Raw genomic sequence first — 23,680 nt, 5'->3', positions numbered from 1 at the left:
CGGTCGTCTCGCCGGGGGCCAGCGCCGTCATCAGGCCATCTTCGTCAACCGACAGAATGCGCGCATCACCCACCTGATAGCGGGTTCCCTCTGCAGCATCGCCGACAAACCGGCGGCCAAGTGTGCCCAAGGAGGTCACGATCTGTCGCGTGCCGCCCGAAGGCAGCAGCGTCACCGCGTCCGGGTAGGCATCAATCCCGCCGACAAAGGTGATAAGCGCCTCGCTGTCCTGCGGGTCAAGCAGCCCCACCGCCGTGGCCGCGCCGATATCACCACGCTGCGCGCGCAGCACGTCATGGCCAGGCGCCACCGCTGTCAGGCGCCCATCTTCCAATGTCACGGTATCGCCGTCATCCAGCGTCAGACCAGCCCATCCGCCAGACACGCGTATATCCTCGGCATCGGCGAAATCGGCCAGAAGCGAGATATCGGCAAATTGGCCTTCGGCGTCGAAAACAATCTCGCGATCCTCGAAATCCAGCGACAATAGCGCCGCATCGGATATCTCCACCGGCAAGGCCAGTTCCCGCAGTGGACCATAGCCGTCGGTCACGCCAAGCCGGATCGTCGCCGTCTGGGTCCGTCCGGTTTCGGGGGTGAAAACCACCCCGTTCGATCCCGTCATTTCCAGTGCACCGCCCTCGGCCCCGAGCACGGTGAAATAGACCGCGTCGCCGTCAGGGTCTGAAATCTGCCCCGAAAGATCGATATCAACCGGCAGGTCCACCCATGTCTTGAGCGCATCGCGCGCCGGGTCGAGACTGGGCGCGCTGTTGGCGGCCAGCCCGAACATCGCGTTGAACGCCGCACGGTCCGCACGGTCGACCGCGCCGTCGCCATTCACATCCCGGCCCGCACCGAAGGCGGCACTGTCATCACCGTCAACATCGCGGTCACCGTCGATGTCGCCCACCGGCGCCAGTTGCAGGGTCACGTCCCCGTTTCCGTCCAGCCGCAGCGCCGACAGGCCAGCGCGTGTTACCTCGAACATGACGGTCCGGCCCGAGGCGGTGACGGTCTCGGCCACCGGAACACGGCCATTGAGCGTCATCGTGGCCTGCCCTTCAAGTTCAGCCCGCAGGAAAACAGAACCCGAGGCGGTCGACTCCAGTTCCCCGGGCGTGAGCGACAGCGCCACCACGCCACCGCCATCCAGCGTCAGGCTCCGGGGAGCCAGATCGCTCAACCCGCCCAGATCGGTCAGAATCGGCTCGGGAGCACCGTTTAGCCAATGGGTGCCGGTGCCGTCGCCCGCGACACTCAGGATCATCCTGCCCTCGGCGTCATAGCCATAGCGCGCCGCCTGCCCGGTTTCGAGATCGAAGGCCAAGTCAAGCCTGCCCCCGGCGCCGAAGCGGTGGACGCGTGACACGCCTGCCCCCTCGATCCGCTCGATGCGGTCGGCGGCATCCCGGGTAAACTGAACGGAACTGCCATCAGATCCATAAAGCCCGCCATCGGACACATAGAGCACCTGGCCATCCGGTCGCTCAATGCGCGTCACGCCGCGCGACGAATCGATGCTCCATTGCGTGCCATCCGGGCCGGTCAGGCGATAATCGTCGCCATCGCTGCCGGGGGCGGCGGGGTTATAGGGCACGTTGCTGCCGCCCACATAGAACCGCCCGCCCTTTTCAATCAGCCGCGCCTCGGCCGTCTCGAGGCTCCAGCCCTGTGCCGCCGGGTCGGGACGCCACTCGGGGCGCAATACGTCCTGACCGGCCAGCGTTTCGACCCTAGGGACAAAGGTAAACCCGGCCCGCGTGCCGTCCGGTAGATCAACCTGCACCCGCGTCCCGCGCGGCAGCGGCGCGAAGAGGCCATTGCTTTCCTGCCCGGTGGTCGGTGCCTCACTGACCAGCCGCAGGTCAACTCCGCGCAAGCGCCAACCCTGCGCAACACGGTCCTTGGCCGGATCCGTGCCAAGGTCCAAAGCGTCGTAGGCCTGCACCAGATCGAAATCGAAGCCATCCAGATCGACCTGCCCCAGCGGCACGGTAAGTTGCGGGCGCGCAGCCTTGTCCGGGGCCAGAACCTCCAGCGCCGCTTCACGGATCGCGCGGCGCCCGCCCATGTCGGTTGCCGTGACGCGCAACGCGTGGAAACCGTCGGGCAGGCTGGACGGGTCAATGCGGGCCAAGGTGCCATTCGCCGGCCCCGTGCCCTCGGCCAGGCGCCGTACCGCGCCGGAGGCCCGGTCGATCAACTCGATCCGCCAGGTATCTAGGTTGCTATCGTCGATGCGGCCCGTCAGGTCGAAAGCCTCGGTCACCAAGCCACCGCGCGGCAACGGGTCAAGCGCCACCTCGGGCGCAGCCTTGTCCGCCGGGTCACGCACCTTGAGGACATGCTCCAACCGCGTCTCGCGCCCGGCCTCGTCCACAACGCGCACCTGCGCGGTGAAACGGCCCGGCGTCTCGGGCGTCCAGACGAACCGGCCCAGCGCATCACGCTCCAGCGTCTCGCCCTCCACGGTGATTTCCGATAGCGCGACAGGGTCCAGCCCCGAGACCACCGGCCGGATCAGCACCGGCAAGCCCGGCTGCGCCGGGAAGCCCGGTGTCACCTCGACCCGAACTTGCGGCGTGACCGGAAGCGCGGCCACCCGATAAACCGCCGCCACCTGCGTGGTGGCCTGTCCATCGGTCACGGTGAACACGGCAAGATGCTCACCCGCCTGTCCGGGTACCGGTGTCCAACTGATTTCGCCCGTCGCGGGGTCAAGCGTCATCCCCGCGGGCCCGTCGCTCAACTCGTAACTCAGGGTATCCCCGTCCGGATCAGTAGCCTCGAGGTTAAGCACGCGCGCCTCACCCACGGCGAATGTTCCGTCAGGAGCATCCAGCGTCGGCGCACGGTTGACGTCCGTCACGGTTAGCGGCAGCGTCAGATCGGCGCTCAGCCCCGCCGCATCGGTGGCGCGGAAGCGTAGTGTATAATTGCCGGCATCCTCGAAACCCGTCAACCACTCGACCAAGCCGGCATCGGGGTCAAAGCTTACCCCCTCTGGCGCGTTCAGCATCTCCAGACGTAGCGGATCGCCCTCGGGGTCAGCCGCCGAAACCAGTGCGCGCAGTTCGTTCCCCTCGCGCACAACCTGTGGCAGCACCGGCGTAAAGACCGGCGCGCTATTGGGCGCCGTAACAGTCAATGTCACGGTCTCGCTGGCCGCCTTCAGCCCGTCCGACGCGGTAAACGTCACGCCATGCGGCCCCGATTGCGACCGGTCGGGTGTCCAGCGGAACACCCCGGACTGCCGGTCAAAGTGCGCCCCGTCCGGTAGGTTCGAGGCCATGAAATTCAAAATATCGCCGTCAAGATCCTGTGCCGGAACTTCAAAGCGCAGCTCGCTTCCTGCCGCGACCTCCCTGTCGCCGATAGGGCCGATCACTGGCGCGTCGTTGGCCGCGCGCACCTTGAGATGGAAACTGCCACGCGCCTCAAGGCCATCGCCGTCACGGGTCAGAATTTCGACGTCGTAATCCCCCGCATCCCCGGCGCCCGGTGTCCAGTTCAGCGCATACTGGCCCGGCCCCGCCGCGTCGAGCGTGGCGGCGGCAGGCAGGCCAGAGAGTGTCAGATCCGGGATCTCGCCATCCGGGTCCGAGATGGGCAGCAACAGCGACAACGGGTCGCCCGTGGTGGCCACCGCATCGAACAGCGGGCCGATCCGCGGCGCAAGGTTGTCTGCCGTAACTTCGATCCCGAATACGGTGTCGGCATAACCACCCTCGGCATCCTCGGCCACGAGGCGAAGCTGGATCACACCACGATCCTCGGGCGCGGGGGCAAGCGTGATCCGGCCGGTGCCATCACCATTATCGACCAGCGTCACGAAATCGGGCGGCGGTCGTCCGGTGAAGGAATCGGCAAGATAGAGCGTCACCGCGCCACCCTCGGGGTCGGGCGCCGCGATATCTATGCTACGGGTCGTGCCCCCCGCCAGCGTCGTGCGCGCAGGCGCTTGCGGCACCGGCGCGACATTCGCCTCGGTCACGACCAGCGTCAGGGTATCGCGCACCGTGATCGGCTGTGGCCCGCCGGTATCCACCGCCTCAAGCACGATTTCGTATTCCCCGGCCTGCAAATGCCCCGGCGTCCAGCGCAATTCCATCGCCTCGGTATCCAGCACCGCCCCCTGAGGCAGGCCCGACACGGCCCGCACTTCGACCGTTGGTGGGATATCCACCTCGCTCAGGCTGCCGTCGGGCTGCCGGTCGGGCGGGCGATAAAGCGGATTGTCGGGATCGTAGGCGAATACCGGAATGGCAATTGGCTGCCCTTCCGCGACTTGCCAGCCATCAAGATCAAGAAACACCGGTGGCGCCTCCGCTGCGGCGACGGTCACCGTCATCTCGCGCCGCACCGTCGCCGTACCGTCCGTCAGGCCCAGGACAACATCGTAGGCGCCCGCCTGATCATAGCCCGGCGTCCATTCCAGAACCCCTGTCCGCGGGTTGAGTTGTGCGCCACTGGGCAGCGAGTTCTCCAGCGCGAGGAAACGAAGCGTCTCGCCCGCGCCGCCACTGCCACCAAGCCGGATGGCGACTTTGCGCCCTTCCTCGGCGGCCACGTCGCGCGGCGCGGTCAGTTCGGGCGGCGCCGCCCCGACAGTCACCCGGATCGGCAACCGGTGGATCGTGCGCCCTGCCCCGTCCTCGGCGATCAGACGCAGATCGCCGTAAAAGCCGCGCTGACCCTCCTCGGGTGTCCAGCGCAACTCACGCGTGGCGGCATTCCATTCGGCACCCGGCGGCAGGCCATCCGCAACCACGGTGACCCGGTCGCCGTCGGCGTCATTGACCGGCACCTGCAGGCCAAAAGGCTGCCCCTCGCGCAGTACAACCTCGTCCGGGAGTGTTCCGAAGACCGGCGCGCAATTGCCGTCGGCAACCTCAAGCGTGAAACGGTGCAGGGTGGTGGCGCCCAACGGATCAACCACCTGAACGATGACCGGGGTTTCGGCCAGCGCCTCGGCCCCGGGCGTCCATGACATGGCGCCGGTCACCGGGTCGATTTCCATGCCCTCCGGCCCTCGGAAAAGGGCGTGCAGCACCGGCTTGCCCTCAGGGTCCGAAGCGGAAAGATCATAGGACCATGCCTCGCCCACCCGCGTCACAAGCGGCGGGTCGGAGGTGATCACCGGCGCATCGTTCGGTCCGGCATCGCCAGCAGCACCTACCCGGAAATCCTCGCGCTGGCGGCCATTCGTCGATAGCGAGATCGTGCGCGCCGTGGTGGTTTCACCGGGGTCAAGAATACCCGACTGCGGCAGCGCGCCCGACAGGTCGACAAGATAACGACCATCCTCGGTGCTGCCCGGCGTGGCAACGGGCAGGGCGCTGCCATCCTCGGGGTCAAGCGTCAGCAACAGCGGCAAGCGCAATGCCCGATCCGAGATGTTGTGGATCGAAACATCGAAACTCACCTCGCCAGTGGCCCGGTCCCAGCGGGTATTGGTGGTTTCGATGTCCAACAGGGCCCCAAGGTCGACAACAAGGTCGAAGGGGACGGTCTCGGGCGCCTCCATCGGCACACGATAGACGTTTTCCAACCTATCCGAGACCTCAAGGGTAAAGGCCCCGTTGACCAAGGAACCAAAGGCAAGATGCGCGGTGCGCGTCTCTTCCGACCAAACCACGAAATCGGGCGAAATCGCATTGCCGTCCTGATCGGTAAGGGTGTAATTTGCCGGGTTCAGCACCGAGCCCGGCTCGCTTGCATCCATGGCCAGCATACGTTGATCGAAGGTCAGTTCCACGAAGGCCAAGGGCGCCACCGCAACACCCTGCGCCGCCGGCCGCGTTTCCTCCAGAACCGGTGGGAACACAGGCTCGACCCGGTCCACTTGCCCCGATTGGCTGACAAGGATCTCGCCCTCGGCGGTCGTGGTCACGGCATCGCCCCGCGTGCCTTCACCGGCCACCGGCGCGACGCGTCCGGACCCCGGATCAAGCAGCAGAAGTTGCCCGCCCCCGTCCGCGCCATCGTCATTCGTGCTGATCACCAACAGGTTTTCCAGCGCGGTCCCCTCCTGCCCGAAGGCTAGCGAATCCAGCGCCTTGGCCGATTGATACACCGTTTCGGCCCGCCCATCGTCAGCCAGACGCACGACGCGGCCACGGTCGGGGTAACTGATCGCCCATAGAGTGCCCTGATCATCGTAATCAAGCGAGGTGGCGCGCAGGTCCAGATCGCGGCTCAGGCGGGTAAACTCACCGCTTTCCGGATCAAAGCGATAGATGCCGTCGGGGCCGGCCACGGCCAAGGTACCATCGGTGGGATGCACCGCCAGCGCGGTACCCAGCCCCGCACCATGGCGTGCGATGATCTCGCCGCTTTGCGGATCGAGTTCCACAAGCTCCTCGCCGGTCATGCCCCAGACGCGCCCCTCGGGCCCTTCAGCAAGGGAAAAGAGCGGCGCATCGAGGGTGCTCAGCGGCGCGCCCGGTGCGCCTCCTCCGTGATCGGGATCAAGCGCCCAGAGACGGTTACGCGCCTCGCCCCCCGAGACCCAGATCGTGCCATCCACCCTCTCAAGCAGCGCCAGGGGGCCCAAACCGCTTCCGGACCCTGCAAAACCCGTCGCCACCGCCTCGGCGGCGAAGGGCGCGTTGATACGCCCATATTCCGAGGCCGCCAGATCGGTGAGGAAGGGCGTTTCGCGCCCTTCCAGCGCGGTCAGGAACAACGGGTTCGTCGGCGGTGGACCAGGCGGAACAACAGGCAGATCGGTAGAAGTCTGCTCCTGTTCGGTGAGCGCGCCCAGATCGACCGCGCCGCCATCCAAGGGCGCCTGCGCGCCCAGTGGCGGCGTCTCGCGGTTGCCCGCGCGGTCGGTGGCCAAGGCCAGAAACTCGTAAGTGGCGCCTTCGTCACCTTGGAAGAACAGCGTGCCTTCGGCCTCGGGTGTGCGGCCTTCGATGATACGGAAAGCGCCGCCATCCTGCGCCGCGTAAAGCGTGACATGCGCAAGCTCAAGATCGTCCGAGGCTTGCCAATCGAGGCGATAGCGGTCACCGTCCAGCGCGGTCACATCCAGCACCGTGTCGGGCGCGCGTGCATCCAGTCGCGTGGTCAGCGCCGTTGCGTCCTGCGGCACGCGATCGTTCATCAATACGCGGGCACTGGCCTCGATATCGGCGCCCGACAGGTCGGCCGGTGCCGCCCGCAGGCTCCAGTCCATTTCGGCGGTCTCGCCGGGCAAAAGAAAGCCGATATCGGCATCCTGGGTGACTTCGCCAGTTGCCGGATCGATTGCCTGAAAAAGCCATGTCGCCGCGGTCGACGTGTCATCGGCCAGGTCCACGGCGGCGCTGACCCGCAGGATGAAGCCGCGGCTTTGCGTGAAATCATAATCCCGCTGGAAGTTGCTGCGCCCGGTCGGCAGGTCAAGCGACAGGCTGCCCAGACGAATATCGCCCAAGGCAAGGCTTGCCGGATCAAGGGCCGCGTCAACCGGCGCCACGACACGCATTTCACGGACCGCCTTGCCATCGTTGACGATCCCAAGACGATAGGGCAGCGCCCTGTCCGCAGGCACAAGCCCCCCGGTCTGTGACCTGTCCGGCCCGTTCAGTACCACCTGCCCTGTCGACAGTCCCGCCTCGACGAGGAATTCGCGCAGGTCCAACGCCTGCTGGCTGTCTCCGGCCAACGACCCCGGGCCCAGACGGTTGACCAGTGCCTCTTGCTCTTCGGTCAACGCGCCGCTGCCGGAGCCGTTCAGATCAATGCCTGTTAGGCTGTCCGGCCGCATGAAGAAATTTACAACACGTAAGGCCGCGTCGGCCGATGTCCCAAGGTCGTATTCCGACGCATCAGGCTTGGGCGGTTCAAAAGGCTCGTCATCGACCTCTTGCACGACAGGGCCGGGATCTCGGGCATTTTCGAGCGCGGCCTGCACACCCTCATCACCACCGTAATAGCGCAGCAGGTCGTCGAAAAAGCCCCGCGCGCCGCCTTCTGTCACCGCCCCGGCGCCATAACTGTCGCCCACCGGGCCAGCAATCGCGCCTCCGGCCACCACCGCCAACAGCGAGGCGACCAAGGGATTCTCACGCGCTTGCGGTACCTCGCCTTCGGGGCGCAACAAACCGGCCTCTTCCAAACCGGCAAGGTAGACCTGCGTGAATAGATCCTCATCGCCCGCCAGTGCGGCCAGCCCCGGATCGGCGGTGTCGTCGGCCACGATCGCCTCGGCCAAAGCGCGCGCCACACCGGTTTGGTATTCGACAAATTCCGCCCGGGTAAGCGGCGTGGCCGAGATACCCAGCCATGAATCGAACGGCATGGCGGCGATTTCACCCTCCGTGGGGTTCATCACGTCCTCGTAAACGACGAGGGACGTGCCAAAAGCCGCGCTTTCACCCGGAGCCAGACCATAAACCATCCCGGTGGCGACATGCCGCCCCTTGTGCAGAACATCGGGGTCGAGAACCGGCCAAGCCAGATCATCGGGCCCCGGTTGCCCGCGCACCCCGGTCTCGGGCGTGAAATATCGTTTGCCTTGCACCTCGCTATTCGTTCCCATCTCGGGCGCAAAGGTCTGGAAGACGACATAGGGCGCATCCAGATTGGACAGGTTGCGCACCCGCATGCTGAAATCATAGGCCGTATCCCAAGCCGGAAGAACCCGCGCACCCGAGATACCGGCGGCAACCTCGGGCTCGATCGCCCGCTCGATCAGCACCCGGTAAGGCACCGAGGCGCGCGCGCCGTCCGGGTTGGTCACGCTGAGATCATAAAGACCATGCGGCGCATCCTGCAAATCGAAGGTGGCGGTGATGCGTCCCGAATCCGGACGGCTGATCGCCACCGGCTCGAAGGCGGCAAACCCCGGCCGCGTCAGCCGCACGGTCGCACCCTCGGCCAGTTGCGCGCCCTCTATACGCGTCGTGACATAACGCCCGGCACCCAGCCGATCGGTGGTCACGCGGTCGATGGAGAGTGGCACCAACCGCGCGGAAAGCTCGACCTGCTCGGCCCCGCCCTCAACACCACGCAGCAAGACATAGTAACTGCCCGGCTCGGTCCCATCGACGCGCGCTGCCGCCCGGCCCTCAACGCGACGCTGGTCGGCAGCGTCGAACTGCGCGGTGTCCGGCGCCTTGAGATGGCGCAGGAAAAGATCGCCCGCGGGCTTGCCCTGCTCCCCTTCCATGGTCACGTCGAGCGTCTGGCCAAAGGGCGCATCGACCCTGAACAACCGCTCTTGCCCCGGTTCCAGATTGACCGTCACAGGTTGATCCAGCGTCAGCACGTCCACATCGACCCGCAGCGCGTCGGCCCCGATTGCAAGATTGTTGGTCTCACCCGCCTCTTCGCTGATTTCGCCAAATATGTCGCTACGGACCAGGATGCGCCACTGTCCGGCGTCCAGCCCCGGAAGCGTCGCATCAAGTTGCGAGGCGCGTGTATCGCCCGGTTCTAGCGCGCCGGTCTGGCGCACCTTGCCCAGAAGCACGTCCTCAGCCGGGTCAAATATGCTGTCGCGCGAAAGATAAACCGCATCGGTCCAACCGGCACGCCGCGTGGTCGAGCCGCCCAGACCCGAGATCACGATAACGCTGCCGTCGGGCGAGGTGACAGTGACGGAATCCTCGTCGCGCCCCTGCAACTGCTCGGGCGTGCCGCTTGCCCCCTCGTTGCGGGTTGTCCAGCGGATCGTCACCGGATCGCCGACGCGCGAGGTGGTTGGCCCGGTGATGTCATCCGCCGTAAGATCGGCGGGCGGCTGCGGCTCGATCACCACATCGCGGCGCGCGATGTTGTTGGTCTCGCCCGCCGGTGTCTCGATCACGCCGCCATCTGTATCGCCGGTGCGCGCGTAATCGGCGGTCGCGATCAGGGTCCAGCCACCCTCGGCCAGATCGGGCGGTATACGCCGCACGCCCTCAAGCCGCAGCTTTTGACCAGCATCAAGCGGCTTGCGCGTCATGTTGGCCAAAAATACGTCTTGGCTTTCGTCCAACACCCCGTCGCGCGACAGATAAACCCGTGCCGTCCAGTCGACCTGCTGCGGGTCCATGTCGCCGCCTTGGTTGGTGACTTCGAAATCCAGCGCGAACTCCCGGCCCGCGACGATCCGGTCCGGCGCGTTCAAATCGGTGACCACCAGATCGGGGCGCGGCACCGGCGTGACATTCAGGGGGGCGGCCCCCACGTTGTCGGCCTCGCCGGTATATTCGTTGACGCGTCCCGACATATCACCGGGAAACACCCCCTTGAGCGAGGGGTGGATGAAGGACTCGCCACCCACCCTGAAGCCCTCGAAATACTCGCCCCGCGCGTCTGTGAGCACCAGCAGTTGCATCGGCCCCTCGGCCAGCGCCGGCATCCGGACCCGCACCGAGGCGCGATAGCTTTCGCCCGGTGCCAATGGGTCTTTGCGTAGATATCCGGCGAGGCCCAATACCCGGTCCGGTCCGCGCGGTGCATAATCGCCACGATCCAGCGTGACATCGGGCGACAATACCAGACGGTCGATCCACGTCAGATCCTCGGGCGTCGGATCGACCCCGGTGTTGGTCACCGTATAGCTGACGATGAAATCCTCGCCCGCGTTGACGTCGGCGGGCACGTCTATGTCGGAAATACTCAGGTTCGGTCCGCGCACCACCAAAGGCAATGGCGCGCGCGCCTCGTTGACCGGGAATGGCTCGTAGGCGCTGCTGAAATAGTTTTGTGCCAGTCCTGACGGCAGTCCCCGCTGTGAAGGTACCGGATCGCCGGTTTGCGGATCGAAGTAACCGACCGTGTCACGGTTGAGCGGCTTGGACGGGCCGCGATTGGAAAGAACGGTCACATAGTAATCGCCCGGCAGAAGCTCGGGGACGTCAAAAGTCACTTCCTTGGTGTAGCTTTCACCGGGGGCCAGCGGCGCGTCAAGCGCGTGCACCGCGCGGCCCAAGGCCACCTCCAGCCGCGAAGGATCACCCGGGGTGGCCGTGTCGGTCAGGCCGAACTGATCATAGAGGAATTCGGTCGCGGTCCCGGTGGATTCACTGCCCTGATTGGTGACGGTATAGCGGATCGTCAGTTCACCACCCACGACACCTTCGGGCGGCAGGGTGATATCGGTGACCTCAAGGTCGGCGACCTGCGGCACCACGGTGTCCTGAACACGGGCGGCATTGTCGATCGGTGTGGGGTCGCCCTCGGGGATGGTGGCGCGCAGCACGAAATGACTGCCGTTTGCATGCGGGCCCAACACCACGCGGCGCTCGAAATCGTAACTCTCGCCGGCGGCAAGATCGGGCGAGGTATCGGTAGCGAAATACCCGCCCACGGAATAGAGGTCAAAGGCGCTCTGCGTGCCGGTCGGCCCTTCCGACAGGGTGATGTCAAAGCCCCACTTGCCGCTTTCGAAATCCTCTTGTCCGGCATTGGTCACCCGTCCCGACAGGATGTAGGTACGGTCTTCTCCCGCCACCGGCGTGGCGGCAAAATCATCGACCCGCAGGTCGGTGACACCTTCCACCCGGCCCACCACGGACACCGGGGCCGAGGCACGGTAGTTGTTGCCATCCAGTTCCGCCGGATCGTCCGGATTGACGTTGTCGGACAGCGTCACCTCGCGCTCGACATCGAACACATCGACCCATGGCATAACATACCACACGCCGCTTTCGATCTGCTCAGGCACGGTGAAGGTGACGCTGCGGTCATAACCCGCCAATTCGCCCAGTTGCTCACCGCTGCGCGTCAGCGTCTTGACAAGGATATCGCCCTCGGCACCGGGGCGCGGGCGGTTCTTGTCTCGGGTCAGCCAAACCTGCTCGGTCCAGTCGCCGCCATCAGTTGGACCGTCGCCAAGGTTGGTGACAGTATAATCCACGTTGGCCGAAGCCCCCCAGACCAGTTGCGACGGGGCCGAAACCTCGGACACCACCAGATCGGCGGCGGGCAAGGGCGCCACCTCGATGGGTACAACGAGGGCATTGTTGACCTGTCCCGCGTCGCCCTCGTCCAGCTTGTCGCCGGTATCGGCCTCGGCGATCAGGTAGAGCGTCCCGCCTGCGTTGCGCGGAATGGTCAATTCCATGGGCCCCGTGCGGTAGCTCTCGCCGGGGTCAAGCGCGGTCACGTTCTGGGATTGCGCCGACACGACCCTTCGTTGGTCGGGGTCGTCACTCGCCGAAAGCGAAACCCGGTCGATCCAGCGATCGTTGCCGAATTTCGTCGCCAGTTCGGCGGCAGCGACACCAAGGTTCGCCACGTCGAACTCCACTTGGATCGTATCGCCCGCCGTGGCCGTGTCGGGGGCGACGATATCAGTGACTTGCAAGTCAGACCGTGGGCGCGCCGTGATCTCCAGTGGTGCCGTCGTCACATTGTCGGCAAGCGTGGCATCGGCCTCGTAGACCAGATTACTGCGGCCACTCGAAAATTCATACGTTTGCGCCTCAAGCAAAGCGGTGACGGGGCCGGTCAACCTATCGGGCAAGGTCACCGTCTCGCGCCGCACGACGCTTTCGCCCGGATCAAGGTCGATTGAAAGTATGTTTTTCAGGCTCTGGCCTGATGTGCCGTCGGGCGCCTCGAACCGCAGGATTTCGCGGATCTCACCCTCGGCGCGCACCGGGCCATTGTTGCTCAGCGTCCATTCGACGTTGACCGTACCCTCCTCCTCGGCCTCCTGCGGCAGGATCAGGCCGCTAACGGCAAGGTCGGGCGCGGGCACCGCGGCCACATCCAATGACAGCGCGCGCTTGTTGTTGGCCGTCGCGGTATGCTCATAGGCGTCGCTTTGGATTTCCGCCTCGACCCGGATATTGCCGCTGATCTGTACCGGCAGGTCAAAGGCCACCTGCCGCTGCTCACGCGCCCCGGCATCCAATGCACCGCCGAGCGGAAACAGTCGACCGCTCAAAGGCACGCGCGAGCCCGAGGCCGCGTCGTACAGTCTGACATAGATGCTTGCGGAACTGCTTGGATCGGCGTTCTGCGCCCCGGTCAGCGGGATCACCGTTTCGCCGACATTGGCCACCTCCATCGAAAGCTCAAGCCGCCCGCCGGCCTCCACCTGCGCCGGTCCCTCCAGCCGCGTCAGAGCATAATCGCCATGCGGGCGAAGTTTTACTGCCAGATCCGCATATCCATTGTTGGGCGCGACATCATCCCCTTCAAAGACCGCATCCTCGGCATCGATCACCACCTCCACACGGTAATCGCCCCAACGCAGGTCCAGGTTGAAGGATTCCGTGCGGGTGGCGCTTTCGCCCACGGCCAAGGTGCCCTGACGTTCGAAACGGCCCAGGTCCTGGATCACCCTGCCTTCGGCATCGACGATCCGCACTGTCTCAACGCCGGGTTGCGCCGCCTCGGCGGCACCATCGTTGCGCACCGTCCACGAAACAGTAAGCGGCGCTGTCTCACCGAAGACGATCTCCGGCACACTGATATCGGCGACCGTCAGGTCAGGCGTGGCCGCCGGGCTGACATCCAGCCCGCGCGAGGCCGTATTGTCACCGTGGAAGGTATCCGGCGTATCGAGGTCGCTATCGATTTCGACAAAGAGCGTATAGCTGCCATCCAGTTCCAGCGGCAGGGCGATATCCGCCCCGCGCGTGACCGAGCCACCACCCGCCAATTCCGTCACATCATCACGGGTGATATCGGCCAGACGGATGTCATCCTCGGGATCCAGACTGTCGTCACGGCTCAGCCATATCGTGTCGGTCCAGCCGCCGGCGACCCGGGCGGTACCGTTGTTGGCAACGTCCCATTCGACGCGCAGCGTCTCACCCGCCGTTGCACTGTCCGGCGCGCGCAATCCATCCGGTTCCAGCCGCACCTGTCCCACCCGGCTGACGTTCTGCGCTTTGCCAAGGTTGTTCGCTTCCAGTCCCGCCTCGAACACCGCGTCACCGGCATCGCTACGCACCGCGATGCGCAACCGGTCGTCGCCCAGCGCCCGCGAAGTGGCGACTGTCAGGGTCCCGGTATAGCTTTCGCCCGGCAACAGGTCGAAATTACGCCGCACCACGGGGTCCAGATCATCGCGCACATCGCCGGTATCCGCGTCCAGAAGTTCCACCCGGTCAAACCATGGCGCGCGTGCCGCCACCGACCCGGCATTGGTGACGGTGTAACTGACCGTGAAGGGCTCACCATAAGCGAATTGCGCCGGGCCTTGCACTTCCGACACCACCAGATCGGCCCCCGAACGCGCGGCGATCTGCAGCGGCTCGGCGGCAAGCTGTGTATTGTCGGCCTCATTACCGTCCTCGAACACCACGCCATCGGCATCAGTCACGACGATGATACTGTATTGGCCAGTCAACTGCCCCGGTAGGTCGATCGCGATCTGTCTCTGCGCCGTCGTCCCGGCGGCCAGTGCCCCTTGCTGCGCCACCGCCGCCACTTCGATTGCATCGGCATCCAGCACCCCGGACGCGCTGAGGAACACGCGGTCGGTGAAGCCCTGCGCCGCGTCCGGGCCGGCATTGCTCACGCTCCAGGCGATATCGACCGTGCCCCCTGCAAACAGTCTTGTCGGCGTGCCGGTAATCGGCCCCAGCGACAAATCGGATTGCGGCGCACTGACCGACAACGACGCCGACGGTCCGGTGTTGTCGGCGCGGGTGCCCGGCTCGTCCAGCGTGGCATCGGCATCGGTGACGACATAGACATGATAGGTGCCGTCCAACGCGGCGGGAAGGGTCACCGTTGCCTGGCCCTCATAGCTTTCCCCGGGGCCAAGTGCCGCGCTGCGCGGCACATCGGCCAACACCACCTCGTCCGGGCCACCCGGCGTGGCATCGGGCGACAGCACGATACGATCCACCCAAGCGTCGTTACGCGTTTCAACCGGACCCGCGTTCGTGACCGTCCAATTCAGCGTCACCGGCGCACCCGCGATGGCATCAGACGGAAGGATAGGCGCACCAACATTCAGATCGGCGCGCATCGGCGGCAGGGCCATCTCGGTCAGACGCGCATCGTCATAACGACCAGCGCCGCCGTTCTGGGCGATCTCGTCAAATCCACTCTGACCCGCCGCATCGCGGTTGAGGTCAAGCTCGAACTCCAGCTCACCCGCGGCATTCAGTGGCAGGTCGATTGTCACGCTGCGCTCTGCGCTTTGACCAGCGGCCAGTGCCGCACCCGGCACCTCGGTCACCAGCAGGTCGTTGCCCGCGGCATCCTCTACCACCAGCCGGTCGGTATAGGCCGGCGCATCGGTCGACCCGACGTTGCGCACCGTCCAGCGCAGGGTCACAGGATCGCCCGCCCGCAGTTCTCCGTCGATGCGGAAATCCTCGGGCAAAATATCGGGGGCATAGATGCGCCCGGTGCTGCCGGTATTGTTGGTCTCCCCGGTGCCGCCGGAGTTGACCTCTTGGATCACCCCGCCGACATCGGTAAGCACCTCGAAACTATACTCGCCCGTCGCCGGGTCCGGGACGGTCAGGCTGGCGCTACGCATGGCGCTGCCATCGACCGGCAGCGGCTGACTCACCGCGATATCCGAACTGCTGACAGTGCGCCCGCGATCGTCTTTGAGGATCACCCGCTCGGTCCATGGCGCGTGGGTCTCCGCCAACCCCGCGTTTCGGCTGCGCCATGTCACGGTGACGGTCTGGCCCGCCTGCCAATCGACAGGGTCGGGGGCGGTCACCTGATCGACCACCAGGTCGGCAAAGCGCGGCAACGCCGAAGTGACGGTGACCATCGCGCTATTGTTCTGTTCGGCCTGCCCGTCCGGTGCCACCTCGGCGATGGCATTGGCCTCGTCCGTGGTCAGCACAAACTCCAATTCACCCGCCCCCGCGTCTCCTTCTGGAAGGACGACTGTCAGGCTACGCGACATGGTACCGCCCGCCGCCAGCCCCGTCGACAAATCAAGCGCCAGCGACTGGTCAAGCACAAGCGCGCCGGTATCCGCGTTGCGCACCACCAAACGGTCAGCCGCCTGCCCCGAGGCGGGTTCAGTGCCACGGTTGCGCAGGGTCCAGCGCAGGGTCGCGGATGCGCCCGCCGTCAGGTTGGCCGGATCATCAAGCGCAAGGTTTTCGACCACCAGATCGGGGCCGTCCGTCGCGCCCGCCTCGGGTATCGGCACCGGCGCGGAATCAAGCGCCGCATACAGCGCCAACCGCGCCGAGCGGGTCTCCTCGGCGGCATCGCTCGGCCCCCGGATCACCAGCGTATAGCGCCCGTCCTGCGGCAGCACGATTCGCCCGCTGTCCTCCAGCTGGCTGGCCGTGATACGCTCGCGGTCGGGACCGTATATTTCGTAGAACAGGTCGTTCGGGGCCTGCACCACGTCGAGGGTCACCGCCTCCCCGGCGCTTCCGTCGAAACCGTAGAGCAACGCCCCGCTGCCCGGATCCAGACGTTCGTCGCGCACCACTCCGGTGGGCAGTTCCGGCGCCGTATCGGCATCGTGCAGGCGGAAGGCCACATCGCCGCCCGTGGTCCCGCCGGTGACCCGCAGACGGTACTCCCCCGCCGGCAACGGCAGCCACGTGGCCGAATTGCGGAAACTGCCCGTGCCTATCTCGCCCGCAGGCCCTTCGATACTCCAGCCCGCACCAGTCAAGTCGCGCTGACTGTCCAGCACAAGGGCCGTCGCCTCATCCAAAGTGAAACTGTAGTCACGCACCGACCCCGCGGCCAGGGTCGCGGAAACGGGATCACCCGGCGCGATCTGGATGGCTGGCGCACGGGAGGTCATCAGAACTTCGCGCGTGTCGGTGCTGTTACCGAAAACCGAGTCGTCCGGCTCGATCAGCAGGTAGTGTGCGTCCGCATCCGGCGCCTCGATCCCGGTCAACACCTCGTCAAGGTCCTGCGACCGGGCCACGATCCTCCCGCGCGCGTCGAGCAGCATCCTGTAACCGTCAGCATTCAAAGTCGACAAGTCGATTTCATGCGTCCGTCCCGGCACCGGGTCGAGCCTGAGAAGCGTGGCCTCCAACGGGTCCGCGGGTGTCACGGTCAGGGCTGCATCCGCGCTAAGCACGGGCGCATCGGCGAAATCCAGCAACCGGATACGCGCAGTGCCCGCGTCAGGGTCTTCGCTGACCAGGTCGAGCGAATAGTCACCGGCCGCCAGGCGCAAACTCGCCGGATCACGGCCAAAACCCGCCGAGGTGTCGCGAAACTCGCGCGTCATCAGCGCGCCCTGCGCGTCACGCAATGTCCAACGCCCCGAGAGGTCGGTTTCCAGCGCATCGACAAGAACCGTCGTCGGCGCATCGATTGTAAAGTCATAGCGATGGACACGACCTTCAAGAGCCAAAGCGGCCTCGATGGTCTCTCCAAGGGTCAGGTCCGACTCGACGGGTGAGGCATCCCGCACCCTGTAATCGAAGGTGGCGGGCTCGGCTCGGCTGATCGGCCCTTCGGACAAGAGAATGTATGTCCCGGTATGGGTCACGGTATGATAGCCGATGTCGCGGTCGATCCGGGAACTTGTGCCAAGGATCGGTTGGCCAAAGGGGTCCAGCAGACGCAAGACGGTGCTTGTATCGCTGGTCGCCGTGGTATCGACGTAAATCTGCTGCCCCTCGGTCAGGGTGATCTTGCGCGCGACCGCCGCGCTACCGGGGTCAAGCGTGACCTGTACATCCTCCTCCAGCGCGATCTCCGGCGCGGCCTGCAGATCGTGCAGCCGAAATTCGTAAGAGCCAGTGCCGGAATAGGGACTCTCGATGGTAAACTCGTAAGCCCCCGGTCCCAGCGCCAGAACCGGCCCCCGGTCGGTCGAGCCGTAGTTGAACGAACTGTAATCGGTCGACCGCAGGTCTTTGCCATTGTGCTGCAGGCCCGGGCCACTGATCCGCCAATCCAGCCCGCTCACCCCCGCAGTGATATCGACGAAAACCAGCCTCTCCTCGGTCAACTCGAAACGGTAGCGATCCGCGCCGCCCGCTTGGGTGATGGCACCGCTGACCAGATCGCCCAGCGCGAAACTGTCGCTGCCGGGCGTTCCGGTCAGCGAGATATTGTCAAGGTCGATATCCAGCGTGTCACTATCGCTGCTGCCGTAAAAGGCCATGCGGCTGTCGCCCGGCGCATACCCCGGCACATAAACATCATCCAGCACCGTTACCGCCGCGCCCCCTTGCGGGGTTACCGTCAAGCTCAGGCGCGAGCCCCCCTCGGATGCGGTCAGGCTCAGGACGGCGGTTTGGAAATCTTCCTGCGTGAGGTCGACACCGGGGCTATCAACACGCGCAATAACGTCAGAACCCACCCGCAACACCACGCCGTTATCGCCGACATCATTGCGAAAGTCGGACTTGGCATCGAAGGTCAGCGATAGCGTGTTGTCATCCACATCGAACGGTGAGAAAAACTCCGCCGGTCCCCCATCTCCATAGCTTCGCGCGGGCAGCAGTGCGAACACCATCTCATCACCCTGCCCCGGCGCGCCCGTTTGCGGGCGCATGCGGAAATCAAAGGCGATCTCCTGTGTGGCCAAACCGGCGGCCTGCGTCCTGTCAAAGAAGATCGCGTTCCGGCTGTTGGGCGAGGTGCCGTTGATCAGGCGCATGAAACGGTCGCCACCGCCCCGGTCCACCAGCGCCGATGGCAACCCTTCGTCGTTCAGCGTCACGTAAGGAATGCCGGGGGTGTCGAAATCTACCGCGGTTTCGCCCAGTGACGGCCCCTCGCTCAGATCCTCGACGACCACCTCGTAATCGCCGCGCGTGACGGGATCGCCGGTCTCGAAATTCGACCCTGCAAAGATCAGGCGATAGGTGCCCGGATGTTCGAGGACCAAGGGGGCATACCGCCCAGAAGCATTCTCTTCCGAAAGCACCTCCACGCCGCCGGGACCGATGAGAGAGACATCGCCGGCAAACCCGTCGCCACTGGATGTGTCGAAATCCAGCGCCACGGTCTTGCGCCCCGTCGTGGTAAAGCTGCGCACGGCAATCCCGTAACCCGCCTCCGGAACACTGCCCGTCACGGTCTGATCCAGCAGGATACCGGTTTCCACGGTCGCCACATCGCGCAACACGAAATTGTAGTCCAACGCAGAATCGTCGGCGCGAAACTTTTCAATTTGAAGCAGGTAGTCGCCCGCCGGCAGGTCCAGCAGCCGCTCGGCCCCGCGCCCTTCGATCCCCGAAAGCGAGCGTTGCAGCACCTCGCCCTGCAGCCCCGTCAGGGTCATGCGGCCCGAGCCATGTTGCGCCAAAAGGTCAAACGCATAAAGCCCCCGCGCGTTCAGCGTGAAGGCATGGCTGTGCGTGGCTCCGTTCGCCTCCGGAACGGTCCCCGTGACTGGCTCGCCGGGTGTCAGATCGAACCGCGTATCGGTGCCACGCCGCAGATTGACGTCAAGGCTGCGCGCCCCCGTCCTGTCAAGCCGCCCGTCGATATAGATGTAATAGGTGCCATCCGTGGGCAAGGCACCCTCCACCGGCACACGGCCCAGCGGCCCGTCGGCTGGCCCTTCCGAGAACACCGTTACACGCGGGTTGCCGCCCGTCACATCGACTATCGGATCGTCCCCCGCACGGCCTTCGAACTTCAGTAGCGCCCCGGCCCGCGCATCCGGCAGTGTAACCGTGGCCGGGGTGCCCGGTACGATATCGGTCGCGTCCTCAAGCGTCAGCATCCGCATATGTACCGGCCCCAAGGCGCTGAACCCGGATACCTCGACCGTGTAATCCCCGGCCGGTAAATGGCGGGCAATGTCGTCGTAACCGTCGGCACCCCAGAAATACTCGGCCACCTCACCGCCCGCGCCCCGCAAGGAAATGCGCGCATTGCGGCTTAGCAAAGGTTCCAGAAAAACGAACTGCGGGCTGTCCAGCGTAAAGCTGAACTCTGCCATGTCGCCCTGCGCCGTGATCCGCGCGCTCGCCGCACCCGGTAGGACGCGCCGGATGTCATGGGCGGTCCCGCCCGCATCCGTCGTCGTGGGGCCACCAGACTCCAGCATCGGAAGGCTCAGCGCCAGGCCCGGCGTGCTTGCCACGGCAGTTCCGGCCAGCTCTCCGGGTAACAGTGTACGCGACCATACCCGCGCCTCCTGCATCCGGCCCTCGAAACCGGCGCTTGCCCCTGTCGGTAAGCCGACTGTCAGCGGCCCGTCAAGCGCAAAAGCCGCCGCGGCTACGGCCTCCCGATCAGTCTCACGGCCATCCAGATAAAGCCGCATCTCACCTTCGGTCCGGTCCAGCATCACCGCCACGTGATGCCAGCGCCCCGCCTCCAGTTGACCGCCCGCGACGCTGTCCTCCATGCCGCCGGGTTCAGTCAGTTCGGCCCGCAGCGTCTGGCCCCCCAAATTGAGCGTCAGTGCGCCACCGCCCTGCCCCCGCAGCGTCATCAGGTTCGCAGGCCGCTCAGGCTCCTGCGCAATCCGCACCCATGTCTCCAAGGTCACCGCATCGCCCGAAAGCGCACCAATATCGGCGCCGGGAATATTGACCCCCGACAATCCGTCGAACTGCAAGGCACGCTGCCCATCGCCGCGCCCCTGCCCGCGCTGCGGCGCAAAGGGTTCTGGCGCGTCAAGGTCAGCACCGGCCACGGGCCGCGCCCCGGTACGCAGCCGCGCACCCAGAACCGGACCCTCAAATATCAGGTAAAATCGCCCGTCGCTCGGCACCTCGACATCTGTCAATTCGTCACCCGAATCGGCCCTGGCAACGAAACCGCCCTCTGCATCGCGCAGTACCCAACTGGCCCGGTCGGCGCTGTCGCGATCAAGCGTCCAATCAAGGTTCAGACGCATGCCAGCCGTCAGATCCAGGGCATGGACCAAGGGCGCGCTTCCCGGTGGCACTACCGCCTCCAGAACATCGCCCGGCTGCACCACCGGCGCCAGCTCGTAGTCCTGCAGGCGCACGGCATAGTACCCGGTCGACAAGTTGGAATTCGAGAACGACAGCGTGTAATCCCCGGCCTCCAAATGGGGCCCCGAGACGAAGTTCCCCTCGGCGTCAGTCAGCCGAACGCCAACACCGTTGACGCGCAACCGCTCAAGGTTCAACAGGCGCGGTCGGTCCAGCGTGAAGTGATAGCGATCAATGCTTCCGGTCGCGGACACGGCCCCGGTGATCAGGCCCGGCTGTGCGGGAAGTGGATCAGCGAAGGCCGCCATAGCGCCATTGCCACCCGAAAGCCAATCGACCCCGTCAAACCCGAAATCAGCGCCCAGCCCCGTCGCACCGTCCGCCGACTGGGACAGGCCGGCGGCCATATCCGTATCACCGCGCGCCACACTCCACAGACGCAGCGCATCGATCGCCCCGATAAGGCCATTCCCGTTCGTCGATACCCGACGTCCGATCTCGATCCGCTCGGTCCGGCCTGTCACCGCCCCCGTTGCAAGGCTGTCGCGCGACGCCACCTCGACACCATCGAGGAAAAGTTTCATCGCCCCGTTGTCACGGTCCACGACCATGCCGATCTCGATCCATTCGCCGCGCCGCATCGCGTCGTCCGACGTGAAGATCGACCAGCTCGAACTACCGAAATCCGCCTCGAGTCGTAGCTGCCCATCCTCGTCCAACCGCAGCCTCTCGGTGCCGCTGTTGTAAAGCCAGACATTGGTTCTTTCGTTGAAACTGTCGACAATACGGTCGGCCCGCAGGCGCATCTCGATCGTTACGCTGCCGGTGTGATCCTCCAGCGCCGGAACATCCAGTTCCAGATGCGTCTGCCCGGTCAGGGCCGCCGCTTCGCCGCTCACCCCGCGCGCCTGCTGGCGGCCATCCCCGGCCCCGGCGGCCACGTCGAGGGCGAAATCGCGGTCCGGCAAATCCGTCAGGCTGGCAGTCACGTCCCCGGCGGTGTCATCTTGGCTCCACGCCATGACGAAAAGCGGCCCCTCCGTGGGCTCGACGCGCCACGCGCCATCACCGATCCGGTCGGTTTTGTCGAAATTGCCCTCGATGTCCCGGATACTCGTAAGAACGTCATGCCCCTCAAGGCTCAGAAACCGTGCCTTGTCGGAGGCGGGTAGACGCAACAAGATCGGCGAAATCGCCGGGATACTGACGACTGAGCCGCTTTCGGACGGCATGGGCATGGCATTGGCCTGAAAAACCGTGAGGCTTTCATTCAGCGCCCGGGTGGTTTGCGATGTAATGGTGACGTAATGGCGCCCGGGCGCCAATGTCACGACTTCAGGCCGGGTCTGAAAACTGGTTTCGGCCACGGTCACGCCATCGGACCCCTGTACTCGCCAGTGCATCGAGTACTGTCGGTCCGACGCACCAATCACATAGGTACCCGCCTCCGTCACATCCAAGGCAAAGGTCTTGCTGTCCTGCCCGGCGAAGTCCACTTCCATCGGCTGGCCCAGAGTCGCCGTTTCGGGTGCAGGCAGGCTTTCGGAGGCAAGCAGCAACGTCCCGCTGTTCTCGCTTGAGCCAGAAGACCTGTCCAGCACAACAAGGTACGTCCCATCCGCGAAGGCATCTACAACCGTCTGGCCCGATCCGCTTCCGCGAGCGACTTCCACGCCATCCGGCCCAATCACCCGCATATCCACCGAGTATCGACTGCCGTCGAAATCGGGCATCGACAGGATATGTCGGGTTTGCGCTTGCGCGGTAAACGAGAAAAGCTGCGCCTGCTCCTCGTCTGCAGGCAAGGTCACGGGGCTCGCACTGCCGGGCGTCAATGCCGTTGCCTCCGCTTCACTTGCAAGCCGCAACGCCCAGTCGCTGCCCTCCGGCGCGTCGACAAGCAACCGCCAGTCACCTGCCTTCAATCTCAGCCCGGCAAGCCCATCGAAATTGACATCCTGTCCCGACCGGTCCGTAATGATCTCCCCGGTCGGACCTTCCAGCGACCAACGCAGCTGCGAAGGCACATTCAAACGGTCGTAGACCACCGTTGTATCTGTGTTAAGCGTGAACTCCAGCACGTCGATCACATCGGCACCGGCATCGGTTCCGCGGGCCGTGTCGCCCAGAGTATAGGACCGTTGTTGTTCGCTCACGCCGCGCAGCGCGAAACTCAGGGATTTATCCGCGGTGGCGTCTTCCTCCCCTTCGATCAGAAGGGTATGTGTCCCATCCATTGCCAGCGACGGAATCGCAACATCCTGAAACCGTTCGGCAGAAAGCAGAATGTCGCCCGCCGGATCGATCACGGTTACCCGTGCATCCAGCAGCGTCCCGGCCTCGGCATCGAGCCAAAGCCTCTCCCCCGCCTGCCCCTCGAACGAGAACACCTCGGTCGCCCGACCCTGTGCGCCCAGCACGGTATCTTGCACAGTGTCCAGCGTCAGGCCGGTACCGGTTTCAAGGTCGATGAGGCGGAAGCCGTAGGCCCCGGTTTCCGTGCCACCCTCGACTACGAATTCATGCTCACCGGCCTCCAACTCGATGACCGGGGCGCGGTTCCACCTGCCATCGGATCTCTCGAAATCGCGCCAGTCGGGGGCCGCATCGCCCGGCTCGTCGATAAACCAGCGCGCCCCGGATGGTGCGCCGTGATTGTCGAAAACGAATTGGCGCGTCTCATCGAGTGTAAACTGATAGACATCGCGCTCTCCGGGCAAATCAAGACGCGCCTCAACCAGCGCGAAGTCCGCCGAGAGAAGGATACGTTGCTCGAAAGTGTCCAGACGGAACCCGTTGGTCAACGCGGAACTGCCGAGGAAACGGGCACGCTTCCGCTTGGCCGGTGTGGCCGTGGGGTCGCAAACAAAAAGCGCCCAAGGGTTAGGCCCATTATCGAAAGGAGGTCCCAT

At 65.1% G+C, this 23,680-nt stretch carries 1 protein-coding gene (running past one end of the window); it reads right to left on the bottom strand.

What is annotated here, in order from left to right:
- Nucleotides 1–23,680, bottom strand: the 5' portion of a protein-coding gene (locus RBB32_RS03295) for a putative Ig domain-containing protein (RefSeq protein WP_306151256.1). 10,355 nt of this gene lie to the left of the window's left edge; only the first 23,680 of its 34,035 coding nucleotides appear in the window; it begins with the start codon at nt 23,678–23,680; the stop codon falls past the left edge of the window.

The organism is Roseovarius sp. MMSF_3281 (assembly GCF_030733685.1).
Taxonomy (GTDB): domain Bacteria; phylum Pseudomonadota; class Alphaproteobacteria; order Rhodobacterales; family Rhodobacteraceae; genus Roseovarius.
Note: the sequence above shows the minus strand (reverse complement) of the source record. Positions and strands in the feature narration are given on the sequence as shown.